Source organism: Pedobacter sp. A2324 (assembly GCF_059693705.1).
In genome coordinates this window covers 296411-316407 of record NZ_JCASSK010000003.1, presented here as the reverse complement: position 1 = coordinate 316407, position 19997 = coordinate 296411, and the positions used below count along the sequence as shown (strand labels likewise).

General features: G+C 40.0%; 12 protein-coding genes. All 12 read left to right on the top strand.

What is annotated here, in order from left to right; genetic code table 11:
- Positions 1–75: 75 nt before the first annotated feature.
- The 12 genes from AC570I_RS10605 (at position 76) to AC570I_RS10550 (ending at position 19990) form a co-directional block, all read left to right on the top strand.
- Complete coding sequence (locus tag AC570I_RS10605; RefSeq protein ID WP_497405426.1) at positions 76–1080, top strand: LacI family DNA-binding transcriptional regulator; 1005 nt, start codon at positions 76–78, stop codon at positions 1078–1080.
- 214 nt (positions 1081–1294) lie between these two features.
- Positions 1295–3739, top strand: coding sequence for a glutaminase family protein (locus tag AC570I_RS10600; RefSeq protein ID WP_497405425.1), 2445 nt, complete (start codon positions 1295–1297; stop codon positions 3737–3739).
- Between the two features lie 117 nt (positions 3740–3856).
- Positions 3857–6124, top strand: coding sequence for a GH92 family glycosyl hydrolase (locus tag AC570I_RS10595; RefSeq protein WP_497405424.1), 2268 nt, complete (start codon positions 3857–3859; stop codon positions 6122–6124).
- A gap of 70 nt (positions 6125–6194) precedes the next feature.
- On the top strand, positions 6195–7070 hold the full coding sequence (locus AC570I_RS10590; protein ID WP_497405423.1) for an ROK family protein: 876 nt from the start codon (positions 6195–6197) through the stop codon (positions 7068–7070).
- A 470-nt stretch (positions 7071–7540) separates the two neighbouring features.
- Positions 7541–8101, top strand: a complete 561-nt coding sequence (locus tag AC570I_RS10585; RefSeq protein WP_047798702.1) for a discoidin domain-containing protein — start codon at positions 7541–7543, stop codon at positions 8099–8101.
- Positions 8102–8226: 125 nt separating this feature from the next.
- Complete coding sequence (locus tag AC570I_RS10580) at positions 8227–11427, top strand: SusC/RagA family TonB-linked outer membrane protein (protein WP_497405422.1); 3201 nt, start codon at positions 8227–8229, stop codon at positions 11425–11427.
- 10 nt (positions 11428–11437) lie between these two features.
- Positions 11438–13273 carry a RagB/SusD family nutrient uptake outer membrane protein gene (locus AC570I_RS10575; protein ID WP_047798701.1) on the top strand — a complete coding sequence of 612 codons (1836 nt, stop codon included), beginning with the start codon at positions 11438–11440 and terminating at the stop codon, positions 13271–13273.
- Positions 13274–13332: 59 nt separating this feature from the next.
- Entirely contained in the window at positions 13333–14304 is a 972-nt protein-coding gene (locus tag AC570I_RS10570; protein ID WP_497405421.1) for a hypothetical protein, read from the top strand.
- Between the two features lie 71 nt (positions 14305–14375).
- The gene (locus AC570I_RS10565) at positions 14376–15356 is read left to right on the top strand and encodes a basic secretory protein-like protein (protein ID WP_497405420.1); all 981 of its coding nucleotides are present in this window, start codon (positions 14376–14378) and stop codon (positions 15354–15356) included.
- Positions 15357–15522: 166 nt separating this feature from the next.
- Positions 15523–16191, top strand: a complete 669-nt coding sequence (locus tag AC570I_RS10560; protein WP_047798700.1) for a basic secretory protein-like protein — start codon at positions 15523–15525, stop codon at positions 16189–16191.
- Between the two features lie 20 nt (positions 16192–16211).
- The gene (locus AC570I_RS10555; RefSeq protein WP_047798699.1) at positions 16212–18500 is read left to right on the top strand and encodes a GH92 family glycosyl hydrolase; all 2289 of its coding nucleotides are present in this window, start codon (positions 16212–16214) and stop codon (positions 18498–18500) included.
- A gap of 80 nt (positions 18501–18580) precedes the next feature.
- Positions 18581–19990 (top strand): 3-keto-disaccharide hydrolase, encoded by a 1410-nt coding sequence (locus AC570I_RS10550; RefSeq protein ID WP_497405419.1) that lies wholly within the window; start codon positions 18581–18583, stop codon positions 19988–19990.
- Positions 19991–19997: the final 7 nt, after the last annotated feature.

Below are 19997 nucleotides of genomic sequence, written 5' to 3'. Positions count from 1 at the left end.
TATAACCCGTTAAAATTTGAAAGCTGCATTTTTTATTTAGCTTTGAGTTTAACTACCAAATAGAACTGAAGCCAAATGAAATCGCTTTCTATAAAAGATATTGCTACTAAAGCAAACGTATCAATTACTACTGTTTCATTTATTATAAATGGTAAAGCCAAAGAAAAATCAATAAGCGAAGCCGTAATCGATAAAGTGCAGAAAATAATTGAAGAAAGTGGTTATAAACCCAATCAAATTGCACGTAGTTTACGAACCGGTAACTCTAATATTATCGGCCTGATCATTGAAGACATCTCAAACTCCTTCTTCTCTCGTATCGCACGTTTAATAGAAGACAAGGCCTATAAAAAAGGCTATAAAATTATTTACTCCAGCACCGAGAATAGCGTTGATAAAGCAAAAGAACTCATTAATATGTTCAAATCGCGTAAAGTTGATGCTTATATCATTTCTCCTATAAAAGGAATAGAGGAAGATATTCAGATGCTCATCAATGATGGAAACCCCGTTATCTTTTTCGACAGGAACCTGCCCGAGATTAGTACAAGTTATGTTGGTGCCGATCATTTTAATGCCTCTTATCAATCAATAGAAAGTTTTATCAATCAAGGGAAGAAAAATATATCCCTGGTTACAACCGATATTAATGTTCCGCAAATCAACGAACGTTACGACGGATACAGAAAAGCGCTCGAAGATCATAACATTCCATACAACGATGACCTTGTTTTAAAAATACATTTCAATCAGGAAGAGGATGAAACCATCGGACAAATTAAAGAGCTTTTCAATGATAAAAATATCGATGCAGTATTGTTTGCTACCAATTATTTAGCCATTAGTGGCTTAAAAGTATTGAAGAAAATTAACAAAAAAATTGGTGAAGACTTTGCCGTGATTGCCTATGATGATCACGAAGCATTTGAATTGCATACCCCTGGCATTTCAACCGTTCAGCAGCCGTTAGAAGAAATTGCAGAAAACGTAATTATGCTAATCCTTAAGCAATTATCCTCAAAAACCAAATTGGAAGATCAGCAAATCATTATTCCTGCCAAACTCATTATAAGGGAATAATCTTGTAATGAAAAAATTACATCCCATAGTTTCAATATGGTTTAAAATTCTCTAATATTGAAATAGTAAAACGTTTTACTTTTAGCTTGATTAAAAGGGCTTAATCAAGCTGTAATCATCTTAACAGAAAATTCAGAATTGGTGCAGAATCCCGAACTGGCTCTTAGATGAAGTAAATCGATTTATTCTTAAACACCTTGAACCAAATATAACGATGAGAAAACTTTCCCTACTGGCACTATGTGCGTTCTTTATTTGCACACTGAATGCTCAGGACAAAGCACCGGCTTATCCCCTAATCACCCACGACAGCTATTTCAGTATATGGTCATTTGGTGATGGGCTCAATCAGTCGGTTACCAAACACTGGACAGGCAAAGAACAATCCCTGATAGGATTGATTAAAGTAGATGATAAGTATTACCGGTTCCTGGGTAATGAACCGAAGAACTATAAACAACTACTTCCGGCAACCGACGAATCCCGCTATCAGGCAAAGTACACTTTTAGTCAGCCAAATAAAGGATGGGAAAATATAAGCTACAATGATGCCTCCTGGAAAAGTGCGGAAGCACCCTTCGGAGACGATCAGAGAGCAAAAACAAAATGGAACACAGATGATCTTTATTTCAGGAGAAAATTTACTTTAACTAATCTATCTCCAGGGAAAAAAGTGCTGAAACTTAATCACGACGATCATGTAATGGTTTACGTCAATGATAAATTAATTTATAAAAAGAATGATTACGTTTCTGATTATATTTATATTCCTATCCCTGACGGTCTGCTCAAAACGGGCGAAAACTTACTGGCAATCCATGTAAAAAATACTGCCGGCGGGAGGCACCTCGATGCCGGAATTGTAGAAGAAGAGGAAACAAAGCTTCCAATACAAATAGCCAAACAAACGAACGTAAATGTACAGGCTACTACTACAGCATTTACCTTTAAATGCGGTGGTGTCGACCTGCAGGTAAATTTTACTTCTCCACTTTTGCTAAACGATATTCAATTAACCGCACGACCGCTTAGTTATGTGAGTTATGCCGTAAAATCAAATGATGCTAAGGCTCACAATGTTGATGTTTATCTCAGCGCGTCATCAAATATTGCTGTCAACGCTCCCGCCCAGCCGGTATCTGCCTGGAGCAAAAAGTCGGGTGGCCAGGCCATACTCAAAGCCGGAACAGTAGAACAACCTGTCTTGAAAAAAAGGGGTGATGATGTTCGAATCGATTGGGGGTATCTGTATGTCGCAGTACCTGAAAAGTTTGGTGCAAAACAATTTTTATCCCCACAGGGAGCCAGCTTGAGCGCATTTGTAAAAGGTGATTATCCTGCACAAAAGCAAATACTAAATAGTAAAAACATAAATCTAGGCACTGTAATTCCTTTTGGTTTGATCAATGGGACTGCCGTAGAGAAATACGTTATGCTCGGCTATGATGATGTCAGGCCGGTTGAGTATTTCAAAACACAGCTATTACCGGTTTGGAACAAATCGGGCAAGCAGAACTTTGAAGATCAGCTGAAGCAGGCCAGTACCGATTATGCATTGCTTAAAAATAAATGTGCTGCTTTTGATAACCAGTTATACACTGATGCAGTTAAATCAGGGGGTAAAGAATATGCCGACCTCTGCAAGCTGGCTTATCGCCAGAGCATAGCCGCACATAAAATTGTTTATGCTCCAAATGGCGACATCCTTTTCTTGTCTAAAGAAAACTTCAGTAATGGTTCAATAAACACCGTTGATGTTACCTATCCGTCTGCTCCGCAATACCTCCTTTACAGCCCGGAATTGTTGAAAGGAATGTTAAACGGCATTTTCTATTATTCGGAAAGCGGAAAGTGGAAAAAGCCTTTTCCCGCTCATGACTTAGGTACATATCCCATCGCAAACGGGCAAACATATGGTGAAGATATGCCAGTTGAAGAAGCTGGAAATATGATCATCCTCACCGCTGCTATTACTAAAGCAGAAGGCAATACCGGCTACGCAGCCAAACACTGGGAAGTCATGTCAGTATGGGCCGATTATTTATTACGGGAAGGCTTCGATCCTGCAAACCAATTGTGTACAGATGATTTTGCCGGTCACCTGGCCAGAAATTCAAATCTTTCTGTTAAAGCCATTGTTGCCCTTGGCGGATATGCACAGATGGCGCAGCAACTCGGTAAAACGGACGAAGCTAAAAAATACAGGAATGCAGCACTTAAGATGGCACAAGACTGGATGAAGCTCGCTGATGATGGCGACCACTATGCGCTTACGTTCAATGATAAAAATACCTGGAGCCAAAAGTATAACCTGATCTGGGATAAGTTGCTGAAACTCGACCTTTTTCCGGTTGCCGTTTATAACAAGGAAATTGCTTTCTATCTAAAAAAACAAAAGGAGTTTGGCCTGCCATTGGATAGCCGCAGAACCTATACCAAGTCCGACTGGATCATGTGGACCGCAACGTTAACCGATAACAAAGTCGATTTCGAAAAGTTTATCCATCCGGTTTACCGTTACGCTACAGAAACGGAAAGTAAAGTGCCATTAAGCGACTGGCATGAAACAACAGACGGAAGAATGAGTGGCTTTCAGGCAAGGAGTGTTGTTGGCGGCTATTTCATCAAAATGCTTGCCGATAAATGGGGTATTCAATAAAATATAAATCAGCCTTGCTTGCTTTTTCTACCTATGCAGGCAAGCGCTGATTTTAACAAACATTCGATATGGTGTAGGGCTAGCACATCATTGAACCAATAAACACAAACAAACTAAATGAAACCTAAATTAATTTTGTCCATCCTGCTTTGCCTGGCTGCCAAAGGCTCGTTCGCGCAGCAGAAAGACTGGGTAAGCTATGTAAATACTTTACAAGGCACCAACTCCAAGCATGAACTCACGCGCGGAAATACTTATCCTACAACAGCCTTGCCATTCGGCATGCACACCTGGACACCACAAACCGGAAGAAATGGCGATGGCTGGAAATATCAGTATTTTAAAGACAAAATCCGCGGCTTCCAGCAGGCCCATCAATGTAGTTCGTGGACCCGGGATTATGCAGTTTTCTCGTTAATGCCGGTAGTTGATGATCTGGTAGTAGATGAAAATAAACGTGAAACCACATTTAGTCATAACGATGAAATTGCAAAGCCCAATTACTACAAGGTTACTTTCGAAAACGAAATTACAACCGAAATCTCACCATCAGAAAGAGGTGCACATTTACGCTTCTCTTATCCTAAAGGAAGAAGAAGCTTTCTGGTACTCGATGGCTATACCCGTTTAAGTGCGGTAAAAATTTTTCCAAAGGAAAATAAGATTACAGGCTGGGTAAATAATGGCGAAGGCTTTAGAAATGGCTGGAGAAGTTATTTTGTTGTTCAGTTTGATCAGCCCATAAAATCTTTCGGAACCTGGGAAAATAAAAAAAACACAGTTCTTATAGACTCGGTTTCTGCTGAAGGCCTCGGAAAGGGAGCATTTGTTCAGTTTGCCGATGGGGTAAAAGTTCAGGCTAAAACAGCATCATCTTACATCAGCCTTCAACAGGCTGAACTCAATTTAACACGAGAGCTAGGCGCTGATAAAACACTGGAACAAACGAAAGCAAAGGCTGCTGCTGTATGGAATAAATCTTTAGGAAAAGTTGAAGTTGAAGGCGGAACTAAAGCGGACATGGAGACATTTTATTCCTGCTTTTTTCGTGCCAGCTTGTTTTCGAGAAAGTTTTATGAATTAAATGAATCCGGACAACCTTATTACTTTAGTCCTTACGATGGTAAAGTGCATGAGGGCTATATGTTTACTGATACTGGTTTTTGGGATACATTCCGTGCTCAGTTTCCTTTAAACACTTTAATACATCCAGAAATGCACGGACGTTACATGCAGGCCTTGCTTGCTGCTCAGGAACAATGTGGTTGGCTTCCATCATGGTCTTTCCCGAGCGAAGCAGGAAGTATGATTGGAAACCATGCCATTTCACTACTAGCTGATGCCTGGGCAAAGGGCATCAGAACTTTCGATCCGCAAAAAGCACTTGACGCTTATTACCATGAGGCCATGAACAAAGGCCCGTGGGGTCCTGCTAATGGAAGAGATGGGGTAAAAGAGTACAACCAGCTCGGATATGTTCCATATCCAAAATATCGCGAAGCAACCGCCAAAACGCTCGAATATGCTTACGACGATTACTGCGCCTACCATCTGGCGCAAATGACCGGAAATAAACATTACATGGAAGCTTTCGAAAAGCCGATGTATAACTACAAAAATGTATATGACGCTGGTACCCGTTTTATGAGGGGAAAAGACGCTCTGGGCAACTGGACACCAAAATTCGATCCCACAGAATGGGGCGGCCCTTTTACTGAAGGCAATGCATGGCATTGGCAATGGTCAGTATTCCACGACACAAAGGGTTTAATCAATCTGATGGGAGGTGAAAAAAACTTCAATGCTAAGTTAGACTCGGTATTTAGCGAGCCAAATAAAGTCAATGTAGGTTCCTATGGAGGCATGATACACGAAATGACTGAAATGGTAATGGCCAATATGGGTCAGTACGCACATGGAAACCAACCTATTCAGCACATGGTTTATTTGTATAACTATGCCAAAGAGCCATGGAAATCGCAGTTTCGTGCACGGGAGGTGATGAAAAAATTATATGATGCCTCCGAGAACGGTTATCCCGGCGATGAAGATCAGGGCCAAACATCTTCCTGGTATGTATTAAGTGCATTAGGTTTCTATAGTGTAACACCTGGAACCGGTGAGTATGTCTTTGGAAGTCCCGTGTTTAAAAAAACAACAATAAACCTGGAAAATGGAAAGAAATTCGTAATTGAAGCCCCTGCTAATGATGCTTCCCATGTTTATATTAAGTCAGCCACACTAAATGGAAAGCCGTACAGTAAAAACTTTCTCAACCATACAGATTTGCTAAATGGTGGTATATTAAAACTACAAATGGATGTTAAACCTTCGTTAAAAAGAGGGATATTGGACGAAGATAAACCGTTTTCTCTCAGTTTATAAAAACGTTTTACTACTTTTGGCCAATTTTGTTGAAAAACACAAAGATTAATTTAAGAAATAAAGATATACAATGGAAAAACCTGTTGCATTAGGTGTAGATATTGGCGGTTCACATATTACAGCCGCATTAGTGGATTTAGAAACACGTACATTAGTTAACGATTCCATTAAACGTAGCCCTGTGAATTCACAGGAGAAAAAAGAAGTCATTTTATCTGCATGGTGCGATATTATCGAAAAGGCTTTCAAAAACATTACAAATGGTTCCAGGTATGTCGGTATAGCCATGCCAGGCCCTTTTAATTATGAGGAAGGCATTTCCTTAATTAAGGATCAGGATAAATTTAAATCCCTTTACAGCATAAATGTCAAGCAGGAACTGGCCTTAAGACTGGATATTCCTGCTGATCATATTCATTTTATAAATGACGCCGCAGGATTCCTGCAAGGTGAAGTATACGCGGGAGCTGCCAAAGGTAATGCCAACGTCTTAGGATTAACCCTGGGTACTGGTTTAGGATCTTCGTTATGCATCGATAGTAAAGCCATTGATGCCGACTTGTGGTGCTCTCCTTTTTTGGATGGCATCGCAGAGGATTACCTGTCCACCCGATGGTTCGTAAAGCGATATAAGCAGCTTACGGGCAACGAAGTCGATGGTGTAAAAGAACTGGTTGCTATAGTAGAAAGCGATCATGCTGCAACACGCGTATTTATGGAGTTTGGCTACAACCTTGCGCAATTCTTAATTCCGGTGATCAATAAACATAAAATTGATACCGTAATTATAGGCGGAAACATTGCACAATCTTTTAGTGCCTTTGCTCCGGAATTAACTGCAACACTAAAAGGAAATCAAATAGATGCAGACATCAAAATCTCCGAACTCAAAGAAAATGCTGCTTTAATCGGCGCGGCAAGCTGCTGCGATGAAAATGCCGGGTAAAATTTCCCTTAAAACATTAAATACGGCGATGTAGAAGCAACATCGCCTTTTTTTATCAAAAATAATCGTGATTTTGGAGATAATTTGGTCTATAAATGCTTGGAATTCATAGCTTTCTTGGTGTTTAATCTGGTGTTTTTCCTATAAATAGTGCAAATCTATTGGTAATGCATATTTTTTTTTGATAGTTTAAATAAAATTGTGAATTTATTCCTATTATTGTGTTATAAAACGTTTTAGCAAGCCCTAAGGGGGATGAGAGTAATGTTATAAGTTCTGAGCATGCAGGACTTTTTTAAAGCGTCGTTTGATAAAACGTTTTAGTTTTAATCTAAAGGGCAAATAACAAATAATATGGAGGGAATTATATGACATAAAGCTACTAAGAAACTGTCCACGTGTCTAGCGATTAGCTCATGGGCCAACAAACATTCCACAATCAACAACCAACAACTATTTAACTAATTATTATGAATTGTTTTAAAATTACCAGAAGGGTAGCCGTACTCTTCTGTGTGCTTGCATTGCTATCGGGGTGCACGAAGGAAGAATATCCGGCAGTAGATTTATTTACATGGAAAGCAAAAGTTGATGTCACTTCTAAAGCAACACTTTCTGTAAATATTGAAAGTTCCGGTGGTTCATCAGGAGCAGAAGGGTCTGCAAAAGTTGTCGACAATGATCTTACAACAAAATTTTTAATCAATCCTTACGCGAATAACTTTTATATGCAGTTGAGTTTTGCTACTCCTCAACAAGTTGCCTCTTATACACTGACTTCCGGTAACGATGCTCCAGGTAGAGATCCTAAGGATTGGAAGTTCAGCGGATCTTTGGATGGGACCACTTGGGTGGACCTCGATACGCGTACCGGAGAAACCTTTTCCGGAAGGAACATGGTTAAAACCTACAGTTTTAAAAATAAAATTGCTTACAAATTTTACCGCATTAGCATCACAGCAATCGGAAGTGGTTCGCTGTTTCAGTTGTCTGAATGGCGTTTGATCGAAGTTCCGGAAGAGCAACAATAATCCGTATAAATAGCCAAATATATAGTACAATTTTTTATACCATCGGTAGTCGCCGATAGGTACTGGAAATCTATTGTAACTAAAAGCAGGCTTAGTAACAGTTACTATCAACAAACAAACTTATCATGATAAAAAGAATTACAAATTTAACGGAGGGCAGGCTCAGGTTTAAAGATTGTGCATTTAAGGCTATCGCTCTCTCATTAGTCTTGAATGGCAGTTTATACTCGTCCGCTCATGCAACTGCTGTTAACATAACCAGTTCAGAGTTCATTAACCAAACAAAAGCTGACATTGTGGTACGCGGTATCGTAAAGGATGAAACAGGTGCACCACTTCCCGGAGCAGGTATCAAGGTAAAAGGCTCATCTACAACTGCCGCTGCAGATGTAAATGGAGCATTTACCATAACGGTTCCGGATCAAAACGCAATATTGATTATTTCTTATGTGGGGTATGATTCACAAGAAATTACAATTGGAACTAAAACAACGATTGAAGTAAAACTCAAAGAAACTGCAGGGTCTAACTTAGAAGAGGTTGCTATTGTAGGTTTCGGAGTTCAGAAAAAAGAAAGTTTGGTTGGTGCACAGTCATCTGTGAAAGCAGATGAATTAAAACAGCCAGTTTCGAGTATGAGTCAACTCCTGGCAGGCCGTATCCCAGGTGTGATTAATGTAAGTAGAAATGGTGAGCCCGGTGCTACAGGCTCAGATATTTTTATTCGTGGCATTTCTTCCCTAACATCGGGCGACAGGGGACCTTTAGTAATTATTGATGGTGTGCCAAACCGAAGTCTGAACGACATTAGCGTTTATGATGTAGAAAATTTTACGGTATTGAAAGATGCCGCAGCCACAGCAGTCTATGGTATCCGTGGTGCAAATGGTGTAATACTTATTAATACCAAACAGGGAAAGACTGGTTCGCCAAGAATCAATGTGGAATATTGGGAAGGTGTAAGTAGCTTCACTAATCGACCACAATTGATCGATGGTGTTGATTATATGAATCTTGCTAATGAGGCCAAGTATTCAGATTATCTAAGGGGCGGAGCTGCAGGTGCATTTGCGCCGGCATATTCTATTGATGCTGTACAAAAAACGGCTGCAGGAACAGACCCCATCTTATACCCTAATGTAAACTGGTTCGACGCTATATATAAAGATTTTGGGAGAAACAGGTCGGCTATTACAAATCTTTCCGGTGGGGTAACCAACGCAAAGTATTACGTCTCAATCGGATATTATGGTGAAGACGGTTTGTTTAAAACGGATGAGGCTGTAAATTCAGCGGTCAAACAAAATTTTAGCCGATACAATATCAACACCAATTTAAATCTTGATATTACCGGGACAACCAAACTGGACTTGGGTATTAAAGGTATTTTAGCACAAACCAACTACCCTAGTAATTTAGGAGCACAGGATATTTTTAGTCAGGCATTTTTAATTAATCCGACTTCATTTCCGGTTCTTTATCCCAACGGCAGTTTACCAGGTATAAGTGCACAGGCCGATCAACGTAACCCATATGGAGATATCACTAGAAATGGGTATAGAATTGGTTACAGTACTCAATTGTATTCAAACTTACGTTTAACACAAGACTTGAAAGAAGTTACGCCAGGTTTATCGGTTACTTCCATGTACTCTTTCGACATCAACAATAACAGTGCAATTTTCAGAACCAAGAGAGAGAGTTTATATAGAATTGATCCCCTTAACCCTTACAATGTGGCCGGCAACCCTGCCTCAGGTTATAAATATGGCTTGGTGCTACAAGGTCAAGACTTTTTAAACTTCGGAAGTGCAAATGGCGGTGACAAGAAAATGTATTTTGAGGCAGCAATAAATTATAATCGCACTTTTGGTAAGCATGCGGTAAGTGGATTATTACTTTATAACCAAAACGACAACTCTACATCGTTTGCTCCAAATTTAACGCAATCTTTGCCTTATAGATTACAGGGTATCGCCAGTCGTGCAACCTATGCATATGACAATAAATATTTCTTCGAATTTAACATGGGTTATAATGGTTCAGAAAACTTTGCACCTGATAAACGGTATGGTTTCTTCCCTGCTATTGGTATAGGTTATTTATTATCGAGCGAGAAGTTCTTTGAACCGTTAAAGGATGCTATTCAAATGGTTAAATTCAGGTATTCTGATGGTATTGTTGGCAGCGGCGGTAGTGGTGGTAATGGTTATGTCCAAACAGAGGGCGAACGTTTTTATTATTTAACAAAAGTAGGCAGCGCCAGTGGTTACACATACGGTTTAAATGGTAATGCCGGCGTTGGTGGTTTAGGTGTAACAGCCTATGGAGTAGATGTTACCTGGGCGGAAACACGCAAACAGGATTTGGGCTTTGAGATGAAAACCCTAAATAATAATCTCTCATTAATTGTTGATTTTTTTAAAGAAAGAAGAAAAAATCAATTCATAACCCGAGGAACTGTACCGAACTATATCGGCTTAGCCAACACACCTATCGGAAACCTTGGTATTGTGGAAAATAAAGGTATCGATGGTACTATTCAATATGATGCACAGTTGAGCAAGGATTGGTCGCTGAATTTAAGAGCTAACTTTACCTATAACAAAGACAAGGTTATTGAAAATGATGAAGCACCAAAAGCCTATCCTTGGTTGGAGCGTAGAGGGCTTAATATTTTATCTCGTTTTGGATATGTAGCTGAAAAATTATTTGATACCCAGGCAGAAATTAATGCAAGCCCAACACAATTTGGTACGTTAATGCCAGGAGATATTAAATACAAGGATTTAAATGGTGATGGTAAAATCGATTCGTTTGACCAAACGGTGATTGGTAGAGGAGATATTCCAAGCACAACATATGGTTTCGGTTTTTCATTGACCTATAAAAACTTCGATTTTGGCATGTTCTTCCAGGGACAGGATAATGCAGATATCAATATAAATATTCCGTCTTTTGCTAATTCCGGCGGTTTAGGAAATATGTTAGCGGTAGCTGCTGACCGCTGGACGGTTGCAAATCCACGTCAGGATGCTGTTTATCCTCGATTATCATATGGTGGTACCAACAACAATAATTATCAAACCAGTACTTGGTGGACACGCGACGTCAGCTTTTTAAGGTTGAAAAATGCCGATTTAGGTTACACGTTAAAAGAAGGTATCAAAAAACTAGGCATTAAACGATTGAGAATTTATGGAACTGGTTATAACGTATTTACCATCAGTAAATTTAAGCTTTGGGATCCGGAATTGCTAACTACCAATGGTACCAGATACCCATTAACCTCTAACTATTCTTTAGGTCTTACAGCTAATTTCTAAAATTAAAAGCATGAAAAAATTATTGATATATACAGCTGGCGTATTGCTATTAATGGGCAATAACGGTTGTAAAAAATTCTTGAATCAGGTACCTGACGACAGACTAACTTTTGATCAGATGTACGAGAGAAAGTCAACAGTTGATCAGGCGTTAGCAAATATTTACTCAACCCTGCCAGACCAAAACTATGATCGCTCAGCTTCAGGGCTTGGTAATATTGGTCCATGGACAGCTGCTTCCGATGAAGCTGATTATACGCTACCCAACTTCACGGAAAGTGTAAATACAGGAGCATGGGATGCTACTACCGGACAGGTAAACTACCATTGGCAAAATTATTACAGGGGTATTCAGGCAGCGAGTTCATTTATGGCTAATGTGACAAGATGTACAGATTGTAATATTGGTGGTATAGACATCATAAACCGGTATTATAATGAAGCTAAAGCACTAAGAGCTATTTATTATTACTATCTAATCAGGCAATATGGTCCGGTGGTTTTATTAGGTAATGATCCAATCGCATCTGATGCTCCACTTGAAGCAATAAGTAAACCTCGTAGCTCAATGGATGAGTGTGTCGATTATATCGTTTCAGAATTAGATGCGGTGATTGCAAAGCTTCCAGCTACACCGCAGGCTAGTGAAGACTATGGTCACATCAATGCCTCCGTTGCAGAAGCCTATAAAATTAAGACCTTATTGACTGCTGCGCGTCCATTATTCAATGGAAATACAGACTATGCGGCCCTTAAAAACAGTGATGGCAAGCAGCTTATCAACCAGACTTACAGTGTAGCAAAATGGACCAGATTAGCTACTGCGGCCAAAGCATTTTTAAATAACCCAAATTATGCCAACTACGCCCTGTACACCGTATCTTCAGTTCCAACCAGTAACCCTGTTACACCAAATACACCATTTAACAGGGCCTTTATTGCTACGAGGGATGTGTTTTTAAATGGATGGAATTCTGAAATTATTTTCGGGAGGGGTGGTGATGTTACCTTTTATCAATATTCCTTGGCTCCTAATCACAATGGTGCCACAGGTGGGGATAAAGGGGGCTCATTTTTATCGCCTTCTCAACAACTGGTAGATGCTTACTTCACTGCTAATGGCTTACCTATAGAAAATGACCCGACCTATTCAGCCTCTGGAACATCAAATTATCAGGCGCCTGACCCAAATGATCAGGGTACTCCAAGGTCTATCAGCAACATGTATGTAAACAGAGAACCTCGGTTTTATGCGAATATTACTTACTCAGGCCGTAAATGGATCAACACTTCATCAAATATCGTCACTAGTTTCGAATTTAACGGAAACGCAGGTAAATCTGCCATTTCAAACACCGATTATTCTAAAACAGGATACACGTCCAGAAAGCACCTGACTGTTGCAGGATGGTCAGCTGGCCGGTCTATTTTTACTATGATCAGATTAGCAGAAATTTATTTAGATTATATCGAAGCACTTCAGGAATCTAATCCATCAGACCCTGATATTTTAATATACTTAAATCGCATCAGAAGTAGAGCAGGCATCCCTGTTTATGGAAGCGGAGGTATTGCAGTGCCATCCAACATGAGAGATGCAATCCGTCGCGAACGCCGTGTTGAGTTAGCTTTCGAATTAGATCGTTATTTTTACACAAGAGAGTGGAAAATTGCAGAAACTACGGATACTCAAATTCGTGGTTTAAATATCACTCAAAATGCACCAGGTTTTTATACTCCGGTAGTAATCGAAAATAGGGTTTTTCAAAAGAAACACTATTTGTGGCCTATTCCAAACGGAGAAATCCAAAAAGTGCCTGTAATTGTTCAAAATACAGGCTGGTAAAATTGTTTGGCACCGGGTTTAAGCCCGGTGCTTTTTTTTAAAACCAAGTTATTTAAACCATGAAAAACATACTCACTTTATCTGTCATTTCATTATTCACTTTGCTAGCTTGTAATGGGAAGAAATCGCCAGTTGAAACGGTTACCCCTGCACCACCCTTAGTGGAGGCTGTAGACCCCCCTAATGCGCCATCAAAAACCTGGAAGGAACATTGGTTCGAACACGTACAGTTGCTTAATCGTATTTCCTACGATACAAGTGTAGTAGTTTATTACGATGGCGATGTAAAGCCAACCGTCGTATGGCCTAAAACATACATGGCCGAAGCCTGGAATTATACGAAAAGAACGTACGGTAAATTTGGTGATGATAGCCGATTGTTTGTCATTTATCATGCTGGTAAATACAGTGGTGGTCACCCCGGCACGTATCTTGATGCCGGCCATGATTACAGAAATGTAACAGACTGCGGAGCAAGCAGCCTTGATGCATGGACCACGGGTATTGATAATGATATTGATTTGTCAACCCATGAAATTGGTCATATTGTTGAAGGCGCTTCCAAAGGAGTTAAAGAATCTCCCGCATTTGATATCTGGCATGATAGTAAATGGATGGAAATTTATCAGTATGATGTCTATTTGGGACTCAACAGAACTGCCGATGCTCAACGCTGGTCAGCAAAAATGATGACCACAACAGATACCTATCCAAAAGCAGGTACACAATGGTTTAAGAACTGGTTTCTTCCTATTTATGAAAATTATGGTAAGGCGAAAGTTTTAAATGGATTCTTTACTTTATTATCCCAGCATTTTCCAAAACAGTCAATTTCAGTACAAGGCAAAACTTACCAGCAATACACCAGAAAAATGAACTTCGGAGAATTTATACACTTTTGGAGTGGTGCCGCAAAGGCTGATCTTTCCACTCTTGCCCTAACAGCATTTGGTCCGAAAGACGAAAAAGGAGCGGATTGGGCACCAATGCTGACAAAAGCAAAAACCGACTTCCCAGAAATTACTTATTAACGATATCCTTAATATACTTTACCAAATGGTTTTGCGTTCGGCAAAATCATTTTTATTTTGTACACAAAACCATGAACAGAAATTTTTTAATCGTCATTATAGCACTACTTTTTGCATTTAACACTTACGGACAAAATGAAAACCGAAAAGGCTATCAAGTTTCATTCAATGACCCTTCCAACCAGTTAAATCAGGAAACAAAAAACAAAATTACCGCAGCTTTCTACAATACGTACCCCTTTTTCGCATCCGCGGATGGTTACCGAACGAAACGTGAAGCAATAGTAACGCTCGATGGAAATGAAAACACAACAATCAAAGCCAAAGCTGGAGAAATAAAAATTAACAATTCCTGGCTACAAGGAAAGTCACAGCGCAAAATAGAAAAAGAGCTCCGCACCGCATTTACTAAAAACTGGTCCTTCTATAGTCAGGATAAGAAAAAAGGATACTCACTAACCTTCATCAGTAAAGACCCAAACCTGGATCCAAAGGTTCGCCAGAATTTGATTGATACCTATTTTGAAATATATCCTACGTTAGTGAAAACGTTCAATAATAAGTCTACACATAATGTTCTATTTGTGGTAGATACGGCCTATAAAGCAGTAGCCGAAGCCAGTGGAAACAGAATATTATTCAGCGCCGGCTATATGAAAGCACATCCAACGGATATCGATGTAGTCACACACGAAACGATGCATATCGTTCAGGGATATGGTTACAGTGCTGGTCCGGTATGGCTAACAGAAGGTATTGCCGATTATGTTCGGTATAAATACGGGGTTGATAATGTATGGTCGAAATGGAGCTTACCCGCATTCAACGAAAAACAAAGCTATAAAAACAGCTATAGAATCACTGCAAGGTTTTTTGCTTGGTTAGAACAAAATGTAAAGGAGGGTTTAATCGCCCAGCTCGATTCCCAACTCCGGGCACATAAATACACCGAGGAGTCATGGGTTGAACTGACAGGAAAAAATATCGATCAGCTTTGGGGTGATTACAGCAAAAATCCAGATCAGGTAGCCCTTAAATATAGCAGTAAATAGTGTTTGAGAAATTAGAGGTGGTCGCCTTAGGCGGCTGGAAATATGATGCCAGAAATAAAAAATAAATATTTATCGTAAAATTTTGATGATTTACTAAAACGTTTTACATATTATTTTTATTTTGCACTGCTAATCATGCTAACCAAAATCACCTATTAATAATCAAATGAATAAAAAATCTATTTTTCTTGTCTTTGCAGTAATCTGTTTAATCTTCAACAGTAAGCTTTCGGCGCAGGAAGTGATCAAAAAGAACGGATATACACTATCGTTCGAAAGCAACTTTCCGGCACTTGACCCTGCATTAAAAAAACGGCTTATCAAGACATTCTTCGAAGTATACCCGAAACTGGCTAAGGAATACAATCCGTCTACCCTAAAGAACGTAAAGTTTTTTGTCGATACAACTTACGATGGTGTCGCCGCAACCGCAGATGGTAAAGTAACCTATAGCTCGATATGGATGGTTAAACATCCTGAAGATATCGATGTTGTTACCCACGAAGTCATGCATATCGTTCAGGATTACGGAAGGAGTGTAGGTCCAGGATGGTTAACGGAAGGAATAGCCGATTATGCCCGTTATAAATTTGGTGTTGATAATGCAGGAGCAAAATGGATATTGCCAGCTCTAAAGCCCGAACACTCCTACAAAAACAGCTACAGAATTACGGCCAGGTTTTTTGCATGGTTAGAAAAATCTAAACCAGGTACTATCAAAACTGTAGATGCTTCATTGAGAGATCACACCTATACACCTGCAATCTGGACAAGGCTAACAGGTAAAGATTTGGATGCACTTTGGAGTGATTACGTTAAGAATCCTGAAATTTAGAAATCATAATAAACACACAAATGAAAAAACTATTTATCGCCCTATTGAGTGTTGCAGCCTCAACCAGCTTTGCACAAACAGTAGGCAAAATCACCGATCCGGTCGACTGGATAAACCCCCTGATGGGAACGCAATCCAAGCCAGATCTTTCAAATGGAAATACTTACCCGGCAATTGGTTTGCCATGGGGAATGAACATGTGGTCGCCACAAACAGGTAAAAACGGCGATGGATGGGCATATGTTTATGATGCCGACAAAATCCGTGGTTTTAAGCAAACGCACCAGCCATCCCCATGGATGAATGACTATGGCGCTTTTTCAATCATGCCCGTTACAGGTAAACTGAGATATAAGGACGAAAACCGCGCAAGCTGGTTTAGCCATAAAGCAGAAGTTTCCAAGCCATATTACTATAGTGTATACCTGGCAGATGCTGATGTGACTACTGAAATCACGCCTACAGAACGTGCAGCTCAGTTTAGGTTTACCTTTCCAAAAACAGATAGCTCTTTTGTAGTTGTAGATGCTCAGAACAGAGGCTCATATATTAAAATAATCCCTGCGGAGAGGAAGATCATCGGATATACTTCAAAATATGCCCGCGGACCACTCCCTAAAAATTTCAAGAATTATTTTGTTATCTATTTCAACAAAGATTTCAAGCTGGCTAAAACATGGGATGATAAAAAACTTAACGACAATGAACTGGAACTTACTGCTGACCATACCGGTGCTGTAATTGGTTTTGCCACACAAAAGGGCGAACAGGTAGTGGCTAAAGTAGCTTCCTCATTCATCAGTTTCGAACAGGCCGACCTTAACTTAAAAAGAGAGTTAGCCAACGATGGCTTCGATGCAACAAAAGCTAAAGGCAGAGCGGTTTGGAACAAAACCCTGAGCAAAATTGCAGTTGAAGGCGGATCTATTGATCAAACCCGCACTTTCTATTCTTGCTTGTACCGCACGCTGTTTTTCCCAAATAAACTGTATGAGTTGGATGCGCAAAATCAGGTCGTTCACTACAGCCCATATAACGGACAGGTTTTACCAGGTTACATGTTTGCAGGAACAGGTTTCTGGGATACTTTCAGAGCACTTTATCCTTTCCTGAACTTAGTTTATCCTTCAATAAACAAAGAAATGCAGCAAGGCTTAATCAATGACTATAAAGAAGGAGGTTGGTTACCAGAGTGGAGCAGCCCGGGTTATGCTAATATTATGGTGGGTAACAATTCCGCTTCGGTAGTATCTGATGCCTACATTAAAGGAATGCGTGGTTACGATATCCAGACTTTATGGGAAGCTTTGAAACATGGAGCCAACAACGAAGGTCCGATGGAAGCAGTTGGACGTGATGGCGTTAAATACTACAATGAACTGGGTTATGTTCCGTTTGATGTAAAGAAAAACGAAAATGCTGCCAAAACTTTAGAATATTCATATGATGATTTTACCATTTACCAGTTAGGCAGGGCCTTAGGTAAACCAGCGTCAGAAATCGATATCTACAAGAAAAGAGCCATGAATTATAAAAATCTTTTCGATCCGGCATCTGGTTTAATGCGTGGTAAAAATCAGGATGGTACCTTTCAAAGTCCGTTTAGTCCATTTAAATGGGGTGGAGCGTTTACTGAAGGTAACAGCTGGCACTATACCTGGTCAGTATTTCAGGATGTAGATGGTTTAGCAAAATTAATGGGGGGACATGATAAGTTTGTAACCAAACTGGATTCAGTATTCTCTATGCCTCCGGTATTTGATGAAAGTGCTTATGGCGGCGTAATTCATGAAATTCGTGAAATGCAAATTGCCAATATGGGTCAGTATGCCCATGGAAATCAGCCTATTCAACACATGATTTATTTATATAACTATGGTGGCGCACCTTATAAAACTCAATATTGGGTAAGGGAAACCATGAACAGGATGTATAAAGCAACACCTGATGGCTATTGTGGTGATGAAGATAATGGACAAACCTCAGCATGGTATGTATTTTCAGCAATGGGATTCTACCCGGTTACACCGGCAGTAGATCAATACGTACTGGGTGCGCCATTATTTAAAAAGGTAACCATTACTCTGGAAAATGGTAAAACCGTTGCCATCAATGCTCCTGCTAATAGCGATAACAACCGTTACGTGCAGTCATTGTCAATGAATGGGAAACCGTATTCTAAAAACTGGATCAGCCATAGCGGTTTACAAAAAGGTGCGGTATTAAACTTTAACATGAGTGCAATGCCAAACAAAACCAGAGGTTCAAACCCTGTTGATTTCCCTTACTCGTTATCAACTGAAAAATAATTACTATTTACCGGTTGGGCAAAAAATGCTCAACCGGTAATAAAAAATACAGGCTTAACCGGCCAAACAAAAAACCAAATATGAAACCTAACGCTTTAAAGGCGGGTTTTGCGGCCATACTTTGGCTAAGCGGAGCCTTGCTGGCCCACGGCCAACAAATTAATCTAACTGATCTTTCTGCTTTTAAAAACCCTGCAAATTCGTGGTCGCTGGCTGCGAATGTCATGGCAGATCTCAACGTAGAAAATGTTTTAAAAACAGCTAAAGGAACCGGTATTCTAGTCAATCAATCCACTGCTAAAAAAGCAGGTTCCGACTTATATACCCTTTCTGAATATGGAGATGTTTCAGTTGAACTAGACTATCTTACGGCAAAAGGAACAAACTCCGGTATCTACTTACAGGGGAACTATGAAATACAAATTGACGATGCATGGGGATTAAGAAGCGCAAGCTCATCCAATAATGGAGGTATTTATCAGCGTTGGGACGATTCAAAACCCGAAAATGAAAAAGGCTTTGGAGGTATTGCTCCCCGGCAAAATGTAAGTAAAGCTCCGGGATTATGGCAACACATCAAAATTGTTTTTCAGGCACCGAAATTCGATGCATCAGGAAACAAAACAGACAATGCCCGTATGGTAAGTATCATGCTAAATGGTGTTACTATCCATGAAAATGTAGAACTATTCGGACCTACAAGGGGTGCGGCAAGTGCCGAAAAAGCGAAAGGCCCCTTACGTTTACAGGGCGACCATGGATCGGTAGCGTTCAGGAACATCAGCATTACCCCACTTACAGAAGTTCCGAAGCCCGCACAAAATGGTGGGGCAGATCCAATCTACATCGATGCAAACAGCAATAATATGATCAGGAGTTTCGTTGATGTAGCCCCCGGCGTTCGTTCTGTACATGCCATATCAGTAGGCGGACCTGAGAAAATAGGTTTCAGCTATGATTTCGACAACGGAACGCTATTGCAAGGCTGGCATGGAGATTTTATTGATGCGACGCCAATGTGGGATGGTCGCGGTAACGGTACTTCACGCCCGTTAGGTAGTGTAACTCCTTTTACAGCAAAACCGGTGTTGGCAATCGGAAAATTGATAACCGGCCAGAATAAATGGCTAGCTGATACAGCAGGAACAGATTTCAAAACAAAGGGGTACATTGTGGATAAACAGGATCGCCCCGAATTCAAATATCAGATTTATGGTGCGAAAGTGACAGACGCCATTAAGATAATGGAAAGCGGACAGGGATTAACCAGAACAATTACCTTAGACAAACCTTCAAAAGATCTTTATTTTTTACTGGCAAGTGCTCCAAATCTGGAAGAAGTTTCCAAAGGGTTATATCTGATACGTGATAAATCCTATTATGTAAAACTTGCCGATGGGACGCCTAAACCTTTGGTGAGAGAGGTTGATGGGCAATGGCAGCTTTTGGTTGCCTTAGATGATACTTTACACTATACCATTTTGTTTTAATTATATT

Coding starts and splice junctions, on each gene's coding strand:
- AC570I_RS10580 (WP_497405422.1), top strand. CDS start 8,227: ATGATAAAAAGAATTACAAATTTAACGGAGGGCAGGCTCAGGTTTAAA.
- AC570I_RS10555 (WP_047798699.1), top strand. CDS start 16,212: ATGAAAAAACTATTTATCGCCCTATTGAGTGTTGCAGCCTCAACCAGC.
- AC570I_RS10590 (WP_497405423.1), top strand. CDS start 6,195: ATGGAAAAACCTGTTGCATTAGGTGTAGATATTGGCGGTTCACATATT.
- AC570I_RS10595 (WP_497405424.1), top strand. CDS start 3,857: ATGAAACCTAAATTAATTTTGTCCATCCTGCTTTGCCTGGCTGCCAAA.
- AC570I_RS10605 (WP_497405426.1), top strand. CDS start 76: ATGAAATCGCTTTCTATAAAAGATATTGCTACTAAAGCAAACGTATCA.
- AC570I_RS10570 (WP_497405421.1), top strand. CDS start 13,333: ATGAAAAACATACTCACTTTATCTGTCATTTCATTATTCACTTTGCTA.
- AC570I_RS10560 (WP_047798700.1), top strand. CDS start 15,523: ATGAATAAAAAATCTATTTTTCTTGTCTTTGCAGTAATCTGTTTAATC.
- AC570I_RS10600 (WP_497405425.1), top strand. CDS start 1,295: ATGAGAAAACTTTCCCTACTGGCACTATGTGCGTTCTTTATTTGCACA.
- AC570I_RS10585 (WP_047798702.1), top strand. CDS start 7,541: ATGAATTGTTTTAAAATTACCAGAAGGGTAGCCGTACTCTTCTGTGTG.
- AC570I_RS10565 (WP_497405420.1), top strand. CDS start 14,376: ATGAACAGAAATTTTTTAATCGTCATTATAGCACTACTTTTTGCATTT.
- AC570I_RS10575 (WP_047798701.1), top strand. CDS start 11,438: ATGAAAAAATTATTGATATATACAGCTGGCGTATTGCTATTAATGGGC.
- AC570I_RS10550 (WP_497405419.1), top strand. CDS start 18,581: ATGAAACCTAACGCTTTAAAGGCGGGTTTTGCGGCCATACTTTGGCTA.